We start from the raw sequence: 18,266 nt of genomic DNA, 5'->3' as shown, positions 1-18,266 counted from the left end.
TGCTGACTGACAATAATTAGAAAATATCACACATTAACTACCTTGCCGTCTTCAATAACTGGCTGAGGTTGTTGAGGTCGTAAAAAATGCCCAAATTGAGCATACAAAGCTGGTAAAACTAACAGAGTCAAGGCTGTAGAAGTAAATAACCCTCCTAAAACTACGACTGACAGCGGTTGCAAAATTTCCTTGCCAGCCCCGCCTTCAAATACTAAAGGTGCTAAACCCAAAGCTGAAGTTAAAGCGGTCATTAAGATGGCGTTGAGCCGTTCCATCGAACCTTTAATAATTGCTTCCTTAAAAGGCAGTCCTTCAGCAAATTTAGTGTTGTAGTTGTCTACTAAAAGCAAGCCGTTACGGGTAGCAACGCCGAATAATGTGACAAAGCCAACCAGGGAAGCTACAGAGATGATGCCGCCAGTAAAAGCTACCGCAATTACTCCTCCTACTAATCCGATCGGCAAATTAATCATAATCATAGCAGTTGAAGCGATCGACTTGACGGACAAGTACATCAATACTGTAATTACCAAAAAGGCGATCGCACTAAATACCATAATATTTTGCGAAGCTCTTTGTTCGGCTTCAAATTGACCGCCGTACTGGATAAAATAGCCAAAAGGCAACTGCACCTCTCGTTTAACTTTAGCTTGAATTTCATTCACAACCGATCGCAAATCTCGACCTTTAGCATTAGCCGCCGCCACAATCAAGCGGGAAACATTCTCGCGGTTAATCGTATTGGGGCCCGTACCGTATTTAACAGTCGCAACTTGGGCGAGGGGAATCTTGTTACCGCTTGGAGTATCAACCAACAAATTCTGAATATTTTCTAAGTTATTTCGGGCTTCCGGCTGCAACCAAACAACTAAATCAAAAGTTTGCTGCACCTCCAAAACTTGAGAAACAACCTTGCCATTCAAAGCTGTTTCAATTATTTCAGAAAGCTCTCCGATTTTCAAACCGTATCTACCCGCAGCTTGACGGTTAAACTTAATTTGAATTTGTTGCACTGGCACCTGGGGTTCGAGTTGCAAATCCACAATGCCTTCCACGGTTTTCATTTGCTCTTCAACTTGGGCACCGATGCTGCGAAGTTGATCCAAATCCGGGCCAAAGATTTTGACAGCAATCTGACTTCTGACACCAGATAAAACCTCGTCCATCCGGTGAGAAATAAAACCGCCGATATTGGGTGCAACTCCCGGCAATTTACCAAACTCCTGCCGCAGTGCTTCCAAAGTTTTCGGCCTGTTTTTCATGCCCTCCTCGCTCAAACCGATATCAATGTGAGCTAAATTGACACCCGCAGCATCAGCATCACCCGGAGCTCTGCCCGATCGCACTTGCACATATTGAAACCTGCTATCATCCTTAAGAGCATCTTCAATAGCAAAAGCCGCGCTATCTGTTGTCTCCAAAGACACCCCCGGATAAAGCATAATAGTATTCACCAAAGTTTGCTCCTGAAACTCCGGCAAAAACACCCGTCCAAAGGAAGGCAAAATAATTAATGCAGCCACCATGCTAGCAGCAGCTAAAACTAAAATAATCCCCGAAAATCGCATTGACAATTGTATAAAAAAATGATAGACGCGCTTGCAAAACCTCGGCAGCCAAGGTTCCTCGGAACTCATGCGTTTGGTAGGCAACAATATAGCACAAAGGGCCGGAGATATTAACAGCGACTCCAGACTAGAAATCACAACAACTACCAGATAAGTAATCCCCATCGGCGTAAAAATCCGACCTTCTACACCGGGCAAAGTAAAAATTGGAGAAAACACCACAATCCCAATTACTGTCGCTCCAATTAACGAATCGCGCACCTCTTGACTGCCATCAAAAATCACATCCATCACCGGGCGAGGATGAAGAGAAGACGCATTTTCTCTCAAATTGCGGTAGGTATTTTCGGCATAGACGATCGCATCGTCGATCGCAGTGCCGATCGCCACCGACAAACCCCCCAAAGTCATCGTATTCAGCCCCAGCCCCAGCCAATACATCGCCAGCAGCGCCAACAGCCAAGTCAGAAAGAAATCTAGCAAAACAACCGCCAGAGTGCGCCAATTCATCAAAAACGGGATGAGAATAAGGGTGACGATAATACTGCCTTCAACTAAAGCCGATCGCACATTCTCCACCGAGGAATTAATATATTCTTCCTGTCGAAAAGTCACAGTAACTTTGATATCTTTGGGCAGAGCTTGCTGCACCTCAGCCATTGCTGCCTCAACCGCTTTCGTTACCGTCGGAGTATCAGCAACTGGCTGTCTGTTTACCATCACAATCACAGCTTTTTTGCCGTTAAAACTGCCATCGCCCCGCTTGATTGCAGCACCAATCTTGACATCAGCTACATCAGCAATTCTGACGGCTGTTCCCTGACGAGAGGCGATCGCAGATTGCTTCAAATCTTCCACAGACTCAATCCGCCCCACCCCCCGGATTAAAGTTTCTTTATCCGGTGTAATTAAATACCCCCCCGGCGCGTTAACATTCGCAGCCGCCGCCGCTTCTGCCACTTGCTGCAACGACACATTAAAAGCTTTCAATTTTGCAGGTTCTACTAATACTTGATACTGCCTTTCTTCGCCTCCGTAAGCCACCACTTGAGCAACCCCAGTCACTGCTAAAAGCCGATTTGTGACTTGCCAATCAACCAGACGGCGCACTTCCATCAAAGGAGTAGTTTCTGAGGTAAAAGCATAGGTAATAACAAGGCCGACAGGAGAAGTTGTAGGAGAAATTTGCGGTGTTTCTACTCCGGCGGGCAGTTTGCTTTGCGCTTGCTGTAACCGTTCTGTTATCAACTGGCGCGCTTGATAAATTTCAGTGCCCCAATCAAAGATTACCTTAACCGCAGAAAGGCCCACAGCCGAAGACGATCGCACTGCTGTCACCCCAGGAGTTCCATTAATTGCACTTTCGATCGGTAGTGTTACTAAAGACTCGATTTCTTCCGGCGCGAGCCCCGGTGCTTCCGTCTGAATTTCGACTTGCGGGGGTGCAAAAGAAGGGAAGACATCAAGGGACATTTGGGGGATGATATATAATGTCCAAAAACTAACAATAATGGTGGCGATAACGACTAGCCAGCGGCGGTTAATTACCCATCTAAGAATTGTGCTGAACATTTAATAATTTGGGAATTGGGAATTGGGAATTGGGAATTGGGCATTGATAAAAACAACTATCCGTATATCCGTGACTTCCGTGTCGTGCTGTTACTTCAAACTCTTGACTTCTGCCTCTTGAGTTTTAACGTGATGGTTGTTATTGTGTAACAGCAATTCATTGTCCAACGCCGATGCAGAGGCGGAAAAACTATTGTTTCCGGCATTGTTTCCAGAATCCGCTGCTATTGCTGGCAATTTGCGCCGATTTCCCCACAACACGCCGGCTGTGAAAGTCAGAGATGCGATCGCAACTCCTCCCCCTATTCCCGCCCACCATAAAGACACGGGTAAATTATTAAAATTAACCTCTGGTACCTTTGGAGATGTCTCTTTCTTTTCCTCGTATTCTGAGTGTTTATTGCCGCCGCCCCGCAAAGATTGAGCGTAAAGTTGAGGTGCTCGCTGCGTTACTATCAAATCTCCCTCGAATAAACCCCTCTTAACTTCAACTAAATCTCCGGCGGTTTGACCGAGTTCAATTTCAACAGCTTGATAAGCATCGCCATTTTGGACGTAAACGGTTTTTTTACCGCTAACATCCACTACCGCCGCACTCGGAATTGCTAAAATATTTGTTGCAGTTTTGTCGGTTAAAATCTCCAACTCCGCAAATAGTCCGGGCTTTAATTCGCCGTTAATATTATCTAGTTCTGCTTTCACCGGCACCACCCGCGTTTCTCCTTCCACGGATGACCCAATTAAGGCGATTTTTCCCTTGAAAGTGCGATCGGGTAAATTAGCGACTTTTACCCTGACTTCCTGACCCTTTTTTACTTGATTCAGGTCTTTTTCGTAAATATTGGCTGTGGCAAAAACGCGGCTGTCATTTAAGAGACTCATCAACGGTTTTTCAGCGTTTACTGACTCTCCTGGGGTGATGAAGCGATCGGCTACCGTGCCCGAAATCGGAGCAACTACGGTAACGAGTCCTCGATCGTTGGCAACAGTTCCTAATTGTTGCAGTCGCGCTTGATAGGCTGCGTCAGCCAAGCGAATGCGCGATTGAGCAACTTCGACGGCAGTTTTGCCGCGTTTGACTTGGTTCTCGGCTTCTAGGACTTCCCGGCGGCTCTGAGCTCTGGTAAGTTGAGCTTTTGCTTCTGCGACTCTGCCTTGAGATTCCCGCAATTCCCGCATTGGGAGGTCTACTTCGGCTTGTTTAATTTCGGTTTCGGCTTTGATAACTTCAGGACGGCTTTTTGCCTTAGCAACAGCGGCTTTTGCTTCGGCAAAGTGGGCTTGCGATTCCAGCATTGTGCGCCGCGCGATCGCCCCAGATGCCGCTAATTCTTTGTCGCGATCGAACTGTTCTTTAGCAATAGTTAATTCTGTTTCTGCCCGCGCTATTTCGGCTTGCGCTATTTCAACTTGACGTTGATAGTTTTCTTGAGCTGCTTGCACCACGGAACGATTATTTACTAATTCTTGTTCTTGCTGGTACTGCTTAGTTACCGCTGTCAACTGGGTTTGGGCTTGGGCGATTTCTGCTGCGGATATTTGACTTTGGCGATCGTAATTTTCTCGTGCTAATTTGAGATCGCCTTCCGCTTGCTGCAAATCTGCCTCAGCTTCGGCACGTTTCGAGAGAGATTCAACCCGCAACTGTCCTAATTCTGAACTCGATAAAACCGCAACGGGTTGACCTTTTGATACTTTGTCCCCAGGCTTAACCAGTAACTCTACTACTTTGCCAGCAACAGGAGCCGTTACTTCTACTTTTTGGTTGGGCAAAGTTTCAATTTGTCCTGTGGTTTTGATGCCGATATCTAGTCTCTGGCGGGCGGCAGGGGAGATTTTAATTCCTAACCGTTTTGCTGTTTCGGCATCCACAGAAATAGCAGCAGGAGTTTGAGGTGTTTCGCTGCTTTGGTGAAATTCATTTCCGTGGCCAGCGTGGGCAAAAACAGCGGCCGGAGAACTTAGCAAAATTAGGCTGAACAACGTTCCAGAAAATCTGCTAATAATTGCCCGATATTGAGCATATTTGTGGAATATCATCGTTGGCATTGTCCTTGAAATCAGGTTTAGTGCCACAGGTTTAGCAGTTGGTATTTTGCCAAGGTAAGTAAGTGATACCCATTAAGTAAAGTTACTTATTAGCATTTTCCAAGAAGCGACCGCTAAGCAATGACCGAGAGCTAGAAATGCTCTACTAAACCTAGTATTTCACGAGCAAATGAAATTAGGATGAAATTTCGCGTCAGCAGCCCAGATGCCCACCAGCTTCTAAAATACGAAGATAAGTTTCGCCTAATGACAAGCGATTTTGCTGTAGATTTTTTTCCGGTTTTTTTATCTCTGCTCGCGCTGCAATTTCGTTTGTCAATGCGCTCACTACCTCATCTACGGCTGCATTTGATTTATCAGTTGTGGTTAATTCCAAGCTGTTCAAGATCATGACCCTACCCCCTCTATATAGCTTTTTGCTGAGCTACCTACTACTTTAGACGTAGGGCCAAGCAATTGTCTTCAGTATTTTTACGTAACTTTCTACTACTTTAGAGGTAGGGCGGCTCAGTTATCTATAGTATGTGTAGGCACTCTCAGGGAACTGAGGTGGAGTCAGACAAATGCTGACAGCCACAGTCGAGCTACATTACTTTGTCTACCAAGGCTGTCGCCACTTTTTCCTTTGCTCAATTTCTTGCTTTTGTGAAGCAAGTATTTTCGGAACTCTTGAGCGAGTGTGATTAATGTCACTCATTTTTGGGATTAGGGTCACGTTTTGTTGAGGTGAGCTAAATTACTTTTTGTACCAAGCTTGCCGCCACTGTTTCATTTGCTCAATTTCTTGCTTTTGCGAAGTCAGAATTTCTTGAGACAATTTCTTCATTTCCGGGCGTTTTGACTTCTTCAAAGCATCTTGGGCCATCACTAAAGCTCCTTCGTGGTGAGGAATCATCGCATTGATAAATCGCAAGTCAAATTGGTCGTCAGCGGCCCCTAAATCCATGCTCATCATCATGCTTTGCATTTGTTCGGGAGTCATGGCCATCATGTGACCCATTGGGGCGTGATAAGCCATCGGGGTACTGCTGGCTTTGGGATACCAAGTTTTTCGCCACTCTTTCATTTGATTGATTTCGCGGTTTTGAGCAGCAATTATATCAGTGGCAAGTTTTTTCATTTCCGGGCGTTTGGATTGTTTAAGCACATCTTGAGCCATTTTTACAGCACCTTGATGGTGTACTGTCATGCCATCAATAAACCGCAAATCGTAATCGGCATCAGCAGGGCCTAAATCCATTGACATATCGTGATTCATGCCATGATTCATGCCACCCATGCCACCGCCTTGTGCCACGTCTTGCTTGTTGTTTGCTTCGGTTGCAGCCGTAACATTTGGGGCGGGAGTTTCACTGGAAGGGGCTTTTGAACAAGCTGCAAGCACTCCACTGGTAAAAGCGGCTGTGGCGGTCAACATCAGCGCTGCAAAGCCTGTTTTCAACGAAATTGGTTTCATAGAGCTTATATCCTTAAAACTGCCATTTATTTTCAGTTTTTCATATATAAATGAAATTAGGATGAAATTTTTGTGGCAAACTTGTAAAGAATTATTTCTGTGCCGTCGATCGCACTCAAAGTTAAGATTTACAGAACTCACAACCTAATTATGTAGGGTGCACAGTGCGCGCCTTACCCCTATGGGTAGCGTGTCAAACCACTTTTTTCATAATTCCTGATTTATTTTGCAATTCCCCTTGACTCTCCTGTGGACTGGAGACTTTATAATAGAGTTAATTCATTGATTGAGCAGAGTAGTTTCTGCTGAGGTTCAAATTATGACTTTACAGCTAAAAGTTCCTAAAATGGCTTGTTCTGCTTGTGCGACTACAATCACAAAAGCAGTCCAAGCCATTGACTCAGCCTCAAAGGTTGAGGCCGATCTCAAGACAAAATTGGTCACGATTCAAACCGCTAAGTCGGAAAGTGAAGTTAGGGAAGCGATCGCATCGGCGGGCTATCCAACTATTTAAAGACAAAGGGTAAATGTCTCATTGAGGATGGCATCTATGGACAATCTCACACTTAAATTGCGGGGCATGAGTTGTGCTTCTTGTGCTTCATCTATCGAACAAGCAATTCAATCTGTTCCCGGCGTAATTGAGTGTCATGTCAATTTTGGGATGGAACAAGCAACCATCCAATACGACTCCCAGCAAACAAACTTAGAAACAATTCAATCGGCGGTTGATGATGCGGGATACCAAGCTTTGCCGCTTCAAGAAATGGCGACGCCAGAGGATGATTCCGAACAAGCCGATCGCAAATCGGAATCTCAAAACTTGCAGCGGAAACTCTGGACAGCAGGTATCATCAGCATCCTGCTGGTTGTGGGCGCTATTCCGACGATGACCGGCTTGCACCTGCCATTTATTCCCGCGTGGCTGCACAATTATTGGCTGCAATTAATCCTGACATCACCCGTACAATTTTGGTGCGGCAAATCGTTTTATGTGGGAGCTTGGAAATCCCTAAAACGGCGGGTGGCGACAATGGATACCCTGATTGCTTTGGGTACAAGTGCTGCTTACTTTTATTCTGTATTTGTGACATTTTTCCCAGGTTTGTTCACAGCCAAAGGTTTAAATCATGGCGTTTACTACGAAGTTTCTGCCAGCGTTGTCGCCTTAATTTTGTTGGGGAAAACCCTAGAAAATCGGGCCAAGGGAGAGACTTCGGAGGCAATTCGCAAACTCATGGGTTTGCAAGCAAAAACTGCTCGGATAATTCGCAACGGGGAAGAGTTGGAAGTGCCGATCGCCCAAGTGGAAATTGGCGATGTCGTGCAGGTGCGGCCGGGAGAGCAAATCCCTGTAGACGGAGATGTTATTGAGGGTGCTTCGACGGTAGACGAAGCAATGGTTACGGGAGAAAGTTTGCCCGTCAAAAAGCAGCTTGGCGACGAAGTTATCGGAGCCACAATTAACAAAACTGGCAGTTTCAAGTTTCGGGCGACCAGAGTTGGCAAAGATACATTTTTAGCTCAAATTGTCAAGATGGTGCAGGACGCACAGGGTTCAAAAGCACCGATTCAAAAGTTAGCCGACCAAGTGACTGGTTGGTTTGTTCCTGTAGTAATTGCCGTCGCTTTAGCTACTTTTCTTATCTGGTTTAACGCAACGGGAAACTTCACTCTAGCCACAGTGACAATGGTGGAAGTCCTGATTATTGCCTGTCCCTGCGCTTTGGGTTTAGCTACTCCGACTGCTGTGATGGTGGGAACTGGGAAAGGTGCAGAAAATGGGATTTTAATTAAAGGAGCCGAGAGTTTAGAATTGGCTCATAAAATCCAAATTATCGTATTAGATAAAACTGGAACTCTCACCGAAGGTAAGCCGACTGTAACTGATTTTGTGACAATTAAAGGAACGGAGAATAGCAATGAGTTAAAGTTGCTGCAATTGGCGGCGTCTGTAGAGCGAAATTCGGAGCATCCTTTGGGGGAAGCTGTTGTTAGATACGCTCAATCTCAAGAGGTGAAGTTGACGGATGTTAAGGATTTTGAGGCGATCGCCGGGAGTGGCGTGCGCGGGGTTGTAGGCGGAAAGTCGATCGCCCTGGGAACGCTGAGGTGGATGCAGGAACTAGGCTGCGATACTGAATATCTGGAACTGCGCGCCAGAGCTTTGGAAGCTGCGAGCAAAACGGTTGTTTGGATGGCCTCCGAAGGCAAAATAGAGGCAATTCTGGGCATTGCTGATGCCCTCAAACCATCGTCAGCGCAGGCGGTGAAAGCACTTCAAAAACTCGGTTTGGAGGTGGCGATGCTGACGGGGGACAACCGCGCGACTGCGGAGTCGATCGCCCAATCCGTGGGCATTACGCGCATTTTTGCCGAAGTTAGACCCCACCAAAAAGCAGCTCAAATCCAAGCCCTGCAACGGGGCGGAAAAATTGTCGCGATGGTGGGAGATGGGATTAACGATGCACCGGCTTTGGCAGCTTCAGACGTGGGAATTGCGATCGGCACCGGCACCGATGTGGCGATCGCAGCCAGCGACATTACCTTAATTTCAGGAGATTTGCAAGGCATAGTTACAGCAATTAAACTTTCCCGCGCCACCATGCGAAATATTCGCGAAAATCTGTTTTTTGCGTTTATTTATAACATCGCTGGCATACCGATTGCCGCTGGTATTTTGTACCCCATTTTTGGCTGGCTGCTAAATCCAATTATTGCCGGTGCAGCAATGGCTTTTAGTTCAGTCTCTGTACTTACTAATGCTTTGCGGTTGCGGAATTTTCACGCCAAATCTAGTGGCTAAATTAGGAGTTTCCCTAAAATTCCTGGTAGCAAAGGCGCACAATCCCTCGATTTATTAACCAAAATCTCTTGCATAAACTAGGATAAATTTTAATTAAAAATGTTGAACCAACGTCAAATCTTAGGAAGCCTCGGAAGTTTAGTAATTATGCTCGGAATTGCATCGGGAGTTCGAGCGAATCAAATATCAATCCCTCCTGCTAATTCAACCGCTAAATTTCGGCATATCGAACAGCCGTTAAGTTTAAAAATAGGCGTAACAGCAGGCGGATTGACCTTAATTGGTTTAGAATTATGGTGGTTTTTGTTCAGGAAAAAGCCAGCTAAAACCAGGTAAACTTTGCCGAGGCGGTTTTTTCCAGCAAGATATGGCTAAAATAGATGAAAGCTTAAGAAATTTGGAGTGAGCTAAATGCAACTACTACACACGATGCTCCGAGTCGGCAACCTGGAAGAATCCCTCAAATTTTACACCGAGGTTCTGGGGATGAAATTACTGCGGCAAAAAGAGTATCCAGAGGGTAAATTTACTCTGGCTTTTGTTGGCTACGGCGACGAATCAGACACTACAGTTTTGGAGTTAACATACAACTGGGGCGTCACAGAGTACAATTTGGGGGATGCTTACGGTCATATTGCGATCGGCGTTGACGACATTTACGGTACTTGCGAAGAAATTAAAGCTCGCGGTGGTAAAGTTAGTCGCGAACCCGGCCCGATGAAGCACGGTTCAACAGTCATCGCTTTTGTGCAAGATCCAGATGGATATAAAGTTGAATTAATTCAACTGGCAAATCAAGGTAGCAACACCCAGAAAGTAGCAGCAACAACCGCATCTTAGAGTTCCTCCTCCTAGTCCTAATAGGGTGCGTCAGAAACAAACTTTTTGAGTTAAGTTGAAATTCTGGTTCTGACGCACCCTACTGATTCGATCGCACCGACGGGACAAACTGTTGCAAATAAATTTTTTGCCACAATATAGAAAAACTGCTGCCTATTTGGCTTAAGCTATCAAATTTAGGAATTAATTTAGATTCTCGGCGCTTGTCTAAAGCAGCGATCCCCGAAAAAAATACAGATAATACTAACAAAAATACTACTATTACACTAAATAAAATAGTCCAATAAACTAGAAATTCGCTTGTGTAGCTGACCCCGAATATCCAATTAATCACTAAATCCGATAAATACAAAAACAGCCCTACTGAAAACCCCACCCTGAATAATAGCCACGTCCACTTAAACATATCTGTTGCAGTCTTGCTATTTTTGGACGCAGAAAGTTCTAACTCTCTAATTTGGCTATTAATATTTGAGGTGATTTCATACACAGTATACTGCAAAGCATCTCTGATATAATTGAGTTCATTGTCGAGGTTTATGCACTGCTCGGGTGTCCTTTTATCCAAGCTCAGGTTTTGGATTTTTTTACGGTGCGCCGCCAGTTTATTGTCTAGAGTGTAATCCCATTTTTCCAGCCGATCTACAGTCAAATACAAAAGTTCTCTATTAGCATCTAACAAGCTCTGGCAATTTATGATTGACTTAACTAACTTGCTGAGATTGTTGATATGCTCCTCTAGAGTATTTTGGGATTCCCTTTGTTTAGCTGACAATAAACTTGCGAGTTCGACATCCCGATCGCCGCACAGCGACAAAGCCTCACCATACAAGTCGTCAATTTCCATTTTACCGAAATACAGTGACGCTTTGTACTCCTCAATTTCAGGAAGAGTCAGAGATTCTAAGGGCTGATATTTTACATTAAATTTATATACAAGCGCTGTCATAATCTGCGCCGATTTTCGGTCTAGCTGGTCTTTGTAAGGTTCTAAAATAATTGTAGCTAGATTTTTAACTCTCGCTTCCGGGTGGTGCAGGAACTCAAAAATTTTGGCAAGTATTTTGGAGAATTCCAAGTCATTAAAATTATTTTCTGCAACTTCCAAAAAGTTTGTTACCGCTGCATCGTTTTCGGCACTCAATTTGTACGGGCCCCTAAGTGCGATCGCCGCAAATACTCGATCGATCCAAAACAGATATTCGTCGCAATCCATTGACAGACTCGGCAGCAGCCAGCTAGGCCCGTACACCCAAAAATCGAGACAATTCTCATATTCCTTGTGGCTGTCATTTCTGCTGCTGTCCTCCAAAGCAAATTTGTTGCTTGTTAACACTTTAATTTGCTCTTCTACAACCCGCCGCTCAATTTCCCCCGCATTGATTGTGACATTGACAGCACCTTCCTTGCCTTGTCGTTGCCCTGCTTCATCCAACCAAATTGACTTAATACTAACAGCCGCAGACCACCGAATTAAAGGAGTCGATCCCCCTAGCGCTTCCTGTTCTAGCGCCGCCAGCAGATTTTTGCTAAAATCACTTGAGCTAGGCGTTCTCTCACTTGATCTGTGCCCCTCTCGCACCTTCCCCAATGCCTGAATTGCCAAAGCGCGAAACAGTAAATTCGGATGGGGTTTTCTGACGGATTCCGGTATATTTTCTCTAAATATTCTGCTTTTCGGTACGCCCACAACTTCAGCAAAAGGCTCGATGCCGCACTGTTGCAGGATTTTTTCAATTAGGTTTATTCTTTGCCAAGGTTGAGTATATTTAGTGAGAGTGAAGACTACCGCTATGCCGCTGCACCCCTTTGACTCAGGGATGCTAGGGCGATCGAGTTTCCACAGATTGCTCGTCATAATTTGTCGCCCGGACAATTACTAGATATGGACGGCGTTGTTTGATGCTGAATTCAGCATTACATTTACTGCTGCTTTTTGTCAATATTAGTCCGGGAGGCCTAGGGAGTTATAAACCCGGTTTCACGAGTAAATTTTTCCTAAATAAAGCCCAGATTTTTCTGATAAACCGGGTTGAGCAATGCTAATTTGCGTCCCGAACTCAATATATAATTTTGCACTAATCGATCAAAAGTCACAATTTTAGGTTTGGTCAGAAAACCCAACCTACTATAGTCATTTCTTTGTCGGAAGTTTTAAGATTTTGTCCCTGACCATTTCGTCAACGATTAAGTCGCTGATAATCAGAGCTCCGTGGGAGGTAAAGTGCAACCCGTCATTATTTTTTACATAGCCTCGCTTCCCCGATTTATTAGCAACTACTGGCACAAATCTTCCTGCTTGTGCAAAAGTGTCCCAAGTAGAAATAAATTCGATTTTGGATGAAGATTTGCTGGCACTTTTATAAATATCGTTCATAATGGGAAAAGCTTTGAGATACGAAGACTTGTTAGGTAGCGATTGACCGACCCAATACACTTTTCTCACGGATGACGAATCAAGTAACTTGGCATATCTTTCAACTCTTTCTTGATAAGCTTTTTGCCATTCTTTCGTCATAACAGCCCGGCCTTTTCCTTGAGAATCAATGATATTTTGACGGTCATTGGTTCCAAACAAAACTATCACTACATCCGGCTGGTAATTATTAATAATTTGGCGAGTTCTGGCATACCAGTCATAATAATCTATCCGATTTAAGCCGGTCGATACCTTGTAGTCAATTTTCGTATCGGCGATATTGTATTTTTTCTTAAGAGTGTACTGGAGTTGAATTCCTAAGTCGAACATTACGGAATCTCCAATAAATAAAAATCTGCGATAAGGTCGGGTTAGTTTGGGTTTAGCTGGGGTTGGTTTTTTAGCAGGGGTGGGTTTTTTAGCATTAGCAGGCTTTGGGGGTTCAACGGCCGCTTTTGTTTCGGTTTTGACTGGAGGAATTTCTGGTTCTTGGGGGAGGCTATCGAAGTTAATATCTTTAATTTTGCTCCAAAAATCTTGTTCTGATTTTCTGAAACCATCTATTTCGATCAGGCGCGCTGCTTCTTTGATTTCTGGACTGGCGAAAGGAGTTGAAGCAAAGCTTTTTAGAAATAATGATAAGTTTGAAAATATTAACGTGAGAATGACAGAAGTAACAATCAGCAAAATTTCCCGGTCTTTCATATTTATTAGAAATTAAAGTAAATAAAAGGCGGAACGGTACTAGGCCCCAACATCAAGATAGTATAGACGAGCAGCGAAACTAAGACAACCCGAAAGAAAATGTTTTTTAATGACAATACTGTTTGCAATAGTTGGGAGATGCGATCGCCCCACAAGTTGATCGCGCCAATGACTGCAATTACTAAATACAATTGCCAAAAGTTAAATTGAAAAGTGGCTACAGCAGGATTGACAATTCCTTCAAAAAAACTCACCGCAGTTTCCCAGTTGGGAGTGCCGAAAAATACCCAACTACAAGTAACAAAACTAAATGTTAACAGCCAACTGCAAAATTTAGAAAATCGGGGAAAGGCATAGTCTAATTTAAAGTGGATAGCTTGGGGGATATCTTTACATAAATGGTTGACAATTAATCCTAAACCGTGAATTGCTCCCCAGAAAATAAAGTTTAAACCTGCGCCGTGCCACAATCCACCGATCGCCATTGTCATCAGTAAATTTACGTACTTCCTCAACTTGCCGTATTTGTTGCCGCCAAAGGGAAAGTAAACGTAATCCCTCAGCCACTCGGAAAGACTGATGTGCCACCTTTTCCAAAATTCTTGCAGGCTGAGCGATCGGTATGGCATATTAAAGTTGGCAATGGGTTGGAAACCGAGCAAACAGGAGATGCCGTTGGCTAAATCCGAGTAGCCGCTGAAATCTACGTAAATTAAACAGGAATAGGAAATTGCCGCGAGGATTAAATCGATGCTGCTGTACTGCTGGGGAACTTTGAAGGGCAAGTCAGTGAAGTTAAACAAAAAGCTGGCTAAAGTATATTTTTTGAAGAGTCCCGACAAAATCAAAACTATAACTTCTTCAATTTGATAGTCGTATTTTTTCGGTGAATTTAGCTGGCAGTAAAATTCGCGAGCTCGCGAGATTGGCCCGGAGGCAATTTGCGGAAAATAGGTAATGTAGGCGGCATAGTCTACAAAATTCGGACAAGGGATTTTTTGCTGGTAGCAGTCGATTAAATGAGAAATCATTCTAAAAGTGTAGAACGACACGCCGACGGGGGCGATTATTTGCAAAACTGGAAAGTTGGCTGGAATTTGTAGCTGGTTCAGTACCTCAAATAAGGAAGTTACAAAGAAGTTGCAATATTTAAAGATGCCGAGATAGCCAATGTTGAAAACTAAGCCGGAGATTAAAGCAAGTTTTTTATACTTACTGTTGCAGAGAACCCGGAGAATGATATAATTAGAAAATGTAGAGAAAACGAGGAGCAAGAGAAAGTCAAAACTCCAAAAGGAATAAAATAATAAACTGGAAACTAACAAGACAATTTTATACAAATCGACTTGGGGTTTCACAGAGACGATCAGGCTAAAAATAATTAGGAAAAAAACTAGAAATTGGTAAGTGGGAAATAGCATAAGTCTCAGCAGATAAAAAATCTTGTTTCTGGCAATATTTTTATAAGTACGGGCGAGGGAAGCTATCCCGAAGGGAATCGCCACAGTAGGTCTGACCGCACCAAATTTCGGGAGGATTGTGAACTGTAAGCTTTTGCAACAGGTCAATTAGGCCACAACTTCCGCCCTAGTTAACCGCACTCATAAATTCATAATCCTGTTTAAAGATTATGATGGTTGTGAGACGATGTATTAACGGATAACAACAGGAATCCCCTTGATTGCGAGGAACCAACGTGCAGCCAACAGACCCTAGCAAATTTACAGATCAAGCCTGGGAAGCCATTGTCAAATCCCAGGATGTCGCCCGCCGCTTTGCCAATCAGCAGCTAGAGGTTGAACATTTAGCCATCGCCCTTCTCGAACAGCAAGGGCAGGCAAACAGCATTCTCAGCAAAGCTGGAGTCGATGCCCCCCGCTTGGCCCAGCAGTTAGATGCTTTTGCCAAACGACAGCCCAGAGTTGCCAACGCTGACCAACTATACCTCGGTCGCGGCTTAGAAGTTATGTTAGATGTTGCCGAGGCCACCAGGGCGACTTGGCAAGATAATTTTATCGCCGTTGAACATTTATTAATTGGCTTAGTAGAAGACGAACGAGTCGGCCGCAGGTTGCTGACAAAAGGCGACGGCCCGCCGGGTCGCCCCGGTTACGATCGCAAACCCCCAGCCGGTACACTCGATCGACCAAAACTCGAAGAAGCCATCAAATCTTTCCGCGCCACTGCTAAAGCCCAAGAAAAAAATTCCGAAACGGGAAAAGGCAGCCGCAGCAACGCTAAAGCCCAAGATCAAGATGGCGAAGCTAACTCCGACGCCCTCAGCAAGTACGGCCGCGATTTGACAGAAGCCGCCAAAGCCGGCAAACTCGACCCAGTAATCGGCCGCGACGAGGAAATCCGCCGCGTGGTACAAGTTCTTTCCCGCCGCCAAAAAAACAATCCGGTGTTAATTGGCGATCCCGGAGTCGGAAAAACTGCGATCGCCGAAGGTTTAGCCCAACGAATTGTCAACGGCGACGTACCCGAATCTTTGAAAAATCGCCAGCTATTTAGCCTCGACATGGGCAGTTTAATTGCTGGGGCAAAATTCCGGGGCGAATTTGAAGAACGATTGCGATCTGTTCTGCGGGAAGTTATCGATTCCGACGGGCAAATTGTCCTATTTATTGACGAATTGCACACGGTTGTCGGCACCGGTGGCGGTGGCAGTTCCGGTTCGGGAATGGATGCGGGAAATTTGTTAAAACCCATGTTGGCGAGAGGCGAATTGCGCTGCATCGGCGCTACAACTCTTGACGAATTCCGCAAGAATATTGAAAAAGATCCTGCACTGGAACGCCGCTTTCAACAAGTATTTGTCGGCGAACCCAGCGTTGAAGATACTGTTTCGATTTTGCGCGGATTGAAAGACCGTTACGAACGCCACCACGGGGTAAAAATTACTGATTCGGCCCTGGTAGCTGCTGCAACTCTGTCTTTTCGCTATATTTCCGATCGCTTTTTGCCGGACAAGGCGATCGACCTTGTAGATGAAGCAGCCGCCCACTTGAAAATGGAGATTACTTCTAAACCTGTGGAATTGGAAGGCATTGACCGCCGGGTGATGCAGTTGGAAATGGAAAAATTGTCGATCGAGGGCGAAGGCAAAGGTGCTCTAGCCCCTGGGCTCGGCTTCCGCGTCGAACGCATCACCTCTGAGATTGACATTTTAAAAGTTAAGCAGGAAAAATTGTCCTCTCAGTGGTTGGGCGAAAAGCAGTTGTTGGATGCAATCAATAAATTGAAAGCAGAAGAAGACCAACTGCGAGTCCAAATCGAACAAGCAGAAAGGGCTTACGATTTGAATAAAGCCGCACAGTTAAAGTATGGCAAGTTGGAAACTGCGGTGCGCGATCGCGAAGCCAAAGAAGCGGAACTTTTGAAACAGCAAGCTCAAGGTTCTTCCCTGCTGCGGGAAAAAGTTACTGAGGGCGATATTGCGGAAATTGTCGCTAAATGGACGGGCATTCCGGTTAATCGGTTGTTAGAATCAGAACGCCAAAAATTGCTGCAATTGGAAAAACACTTGCACCAAAAAGTTATCGGTCAAGAGGAAGCTGTAACAGCCGTGGCGGCGGCAATTCGGCGCGCTAGGGCGGGGATGAAAGATCCGGGGAGGCCGATCGGCTCTTTCTTGTTTATGGGCCCCACAGGCGTGGGAAAAACTGAGTTAGCGCGGGCGTTGGCGGAGTTTTTGTTTGACAGCGATGATGCGATCGTCCGCATCGATATGTCGGAATACATGGAGAAGCACAGCGTTTCTCGGTTGGTAGGAGCTCCTCCCGGATATGTCGGTTACGATGAAGGGGGACAACTTTCGGAAGCAGTGCGGAGACATCCTTATTCGGTAGTGCTGTTTGACGAAGTGGAAAAAGCGCACCCGGACGTATTTAACATTTTGCTGCAAGTGTTGGATGACGGCAGAATTACCGATTCTCAAGGTCGAGTGGTTGACTTTAGAAATACCGTAATTGTGATGACTAGCAATATCGGCAGCGACCACATTTTAGACGTGTTTACTAAGAAGGAAAAAACCGTCAAAAAACCTGCTAGCCGGAAGCAGGAAACGAAAGATTTGTCAAGTCAAAAGACAGATTATAAAGTGGCTGCCGATGGTACTGTTGAGGTGTCGGCCCAGCGAGTTGAGGTTGATAGTGTAAGTAAGAGTGAAAACAAGACTGAAAACAAGAGCGAAAATGAAAATTTATTGACTCAAGACCGGGAGACAGACCAAGAGTACGAACAGATGTTAAAACGGGTGATGACAGCGCTGCGATCGCACTTCCGGCCCGAATTTCTCAATCGGGTGGACGAGATAATTTTGTTCCACACTTTGAGCAAGGTCGAATTGCGGCAAATTGTCAGCATTCAAGTGAAGCGGATCGAGCGTTTGTTGGCCGAGCAAAAAATTACTTTGGAACTGTCGGATGCGGCGAAAAACCATATCACAGATGTTGGTTACGACCCGGTTTACGGCGCTCGTCCCTTGAAACGCGCTATCCAGCGGGAGCTGGAAAACCCGCTGGCTAACAAGATTCTGGAAAATGCGTTTGTGGAGGGTGATACAATTGCGATCGACTGCGAAAATAACACTTTGCAATTTCGCAAAAAAGATTCTCGCCCAGCGCTGACAGGTAACAGTTTGTAGTTACCGAATAGTTAGGAACAGGCAAGATGCCTGTTCCACAAACCATCAATTCTCTTGTGGAACAGGCATCCTGCCTGTTATTGAAAATTAGGAACAGGCAAGATGCCTGTTCCACAAACCATCAATTCTCTTGTGGAACAGGCATCCTGCCTGTTATTGAAAATTAGGAACAGGCAAGATGCCTGTTCCACAAACCATCAATT

At 45.0% G+C, this 18,266-nt stretch carries 13 protein-coding genes; 5 read left to right on the top strand and 8 right to left on the bottom strand.

Annotated elements, in window-relative coordinates; translation table 11 throughout:
- Positions 1-26 precede the first annotated feature (26 nt).
- From QUB10_RS10330 to QUB10_RS10310, 5 genes are all read right to left on the bottom strand, one after another.
- Positions 27-3,140 carry an efflux RND transporter permease subunit gene (locus tag QUB10_RS10330; RefSeq protein WP_333201790.1) on the bottom strand — a complete coding sequence of 1,038 codons (3,114 nt, stop codon included), beginning with the start codon at positions 3,138-3,140 and terminating at the stop codon, positions 27-29.
- A gap of 90 nt (positions 3,141-3,230) precedes the next feature.
- Complete coding sequence (locus QUB10_RS10325) at positions 3,231-5,180, bottom strand: efflux RND transporter periplasmic adaptor subunit (protein ID WP_333201788.1); 1,950 nt, start codon at positions 5,178-5,180, stop codon at positions 3,231-3,233.
- Positions 5,181-5,382: 202 nt separating this feature from the next.
- On the bottom strand, positions 5,383-5,565 hold the full coding sequence (locus QUB10_RS10320; RefSeq protein ID WP_333201786.1) for a hypothetical protein: 183 nt from the start codon (positions 5,563-5,565) through the stop codon (positions 5,383-5,385).
- A 179-nt stretch (positions 5,566-5,744) separates the two neighbouring features.
- Positions 5,745-5,882, bottom strand: coding sequence for a hypothetical protein (locus tag QUB10_RS10315; RefSeq protein WP_333201784.1), 138 nt, complete (start codon positions 5,880-5,882; stop codon positions 5,745-5,747).
- A gap of 43 nt (positions 5,883-5,925) precedes the next feature.
- On the bottom strand, positions 5,926-6,645 hold the full coding sequence (locus QUB10_RS10310) for a DUF305 domain-containing protein (protein WP_333201782.1): 720 nt from the start codon (positions 6,643-6,645) through the stop codon (positions 5,926-5,928).
- A gap of 319 nt (positions 6,646-6,964) precedes the next feature.
- On the opposite strand from QUB10_RS10310, the gene QUB10_RS10305 reads away from it, so the two are divergent.
- The 4 genes from QUB10_RS10305 to gloA all read left to right on the top strand — a co-directional run bounded on the left by QUB10_RS10305 (position 6,965) and on the right by gloA (position 10,291).
- Positions 6,965-7,159 (top strand): heavy-metal-associated domain-containing protein, encoded by a 195-nt coding sequence (locus tag QUB10_RS10305; RefSeq protein WP_333201780.1) that lies wholly within the window; start codon positions 6,965-6,967, stop codon positions 7,157-7,159.
- Positions 7,160-7,195: 36 nt separating this feature from the next.
- Positions 7,196-9,451, top strand: a complete 2,256-nt coding sequence (locus tag QUB10_RS10300) for a heavy metal translocating P-type ATPase (RefSeq protein ID WP_333201778.1) — start codon at positions 7,196-7,198, stop codon at positions 9,449-9,451.
- A gap of 99 nt (positions 9,452-9,550) precedes the next feature.
- Positions 9,551-9,787: a hypothetical protein gene (locus QUB10_RS10295; protein ID WP_333201776.1), complete on the top strand. Its 237-nt coding sequence runs from the start codon at positions 9,551-9,553 to the stop codon at positions 9,785-9,787.
- 75 nt (positions 9,788-9,862) lie between these two features.
- On the top strand, positions 9,863-10,291 hold the full coding sequence (gene gloA, locus QUB10_RS10290; protein WP_333155201.1) for a lactoylglutathione lyase: 429 nt from the start codon (positions 9,863-9,865) through the stop codon (positions 10,289-10,291).
- A 79-nt stretch (positions 10,292-10,370) separates the two neighbouring features.
- On the opposite strand, the gene QUB10_RS10285 is transcribed toward gloA, so the two are convergent.
- The 3 genes from QUB10_RS10285 to QUB10_RS10275 all read right to left on the bottom strand — a co-directional run bounded on the left by QUB10_RS10285 (position 10,371) and on the right by QUB10_RS10275 (position 14,836).
- Complete coding sequence (locus QUB10_RS10285) at positions 10,371-12,149, bottom strand: hypothetical protein (protein WP_333201774.1); 1,779 nt, start codon at positions 12,147-12,149, stop codon at positions 10,371-10,373.
- A 276-nt stretch (positions 12,150-12,425) separates the two neighbouring features.
- Complete coding sequence (locus tag QUB10_RS10280) at positions 12,426-13,415, bottom strand: DUF459 domain-containing protein (protein ID WP_333201772.1); 990 nt, start codon at positions 13,413-13,415, stop codon at positions 12,426-12,428.
- A gap of 5 nt (positions 13,416-13,420) precedes the next feature.
- Complete coding sequence (locus QUB10_RS10275; RefSeq protein ID WP_333201771.1) at positions 13,421-14,836, bottom strand: MBOAT family O-acyltransferase; 1,416 nt, start codon at positions 14,834-14,836, stop codon at positions 13,421-13,423.
- Positions 14,837-15,111: 275 nt separating this feature from the next.
- Here QUB10_RS10275 and QUB10_RS10270 point away from each other — a divergent pair, with 275 nt between their 5' ends.
- Positions 15,112-18,063 carry an AAA family ATPase gene (locus tag QUB10_RS10270; protein WP_333201769.1) on the top strand — a complete coding sequence of 984 codons (2,952 nt, stop codon included), beginning with the start codon at positions 15,112-15,114 and terminating at the stop codon, positions 18,061-18,063.
- The last annotated feature ends 203 nt before the right edge of the window (positions 18,064-18,266 follow it).

The organism is Microcoleus sp. B5-D4 (assembly GCF_036705145.1).
Classification (GTDB): domain Bacteria; phylum Cyanobacteriota; class Cyanobacteriia; order Cyanobacteriales; family Microcoleaceae; genus Microcoleus.
Note: the sequence above shows the minus strand (reverse complement) of the source record. Positions and strands in the feature narration are given on the sequence as shown.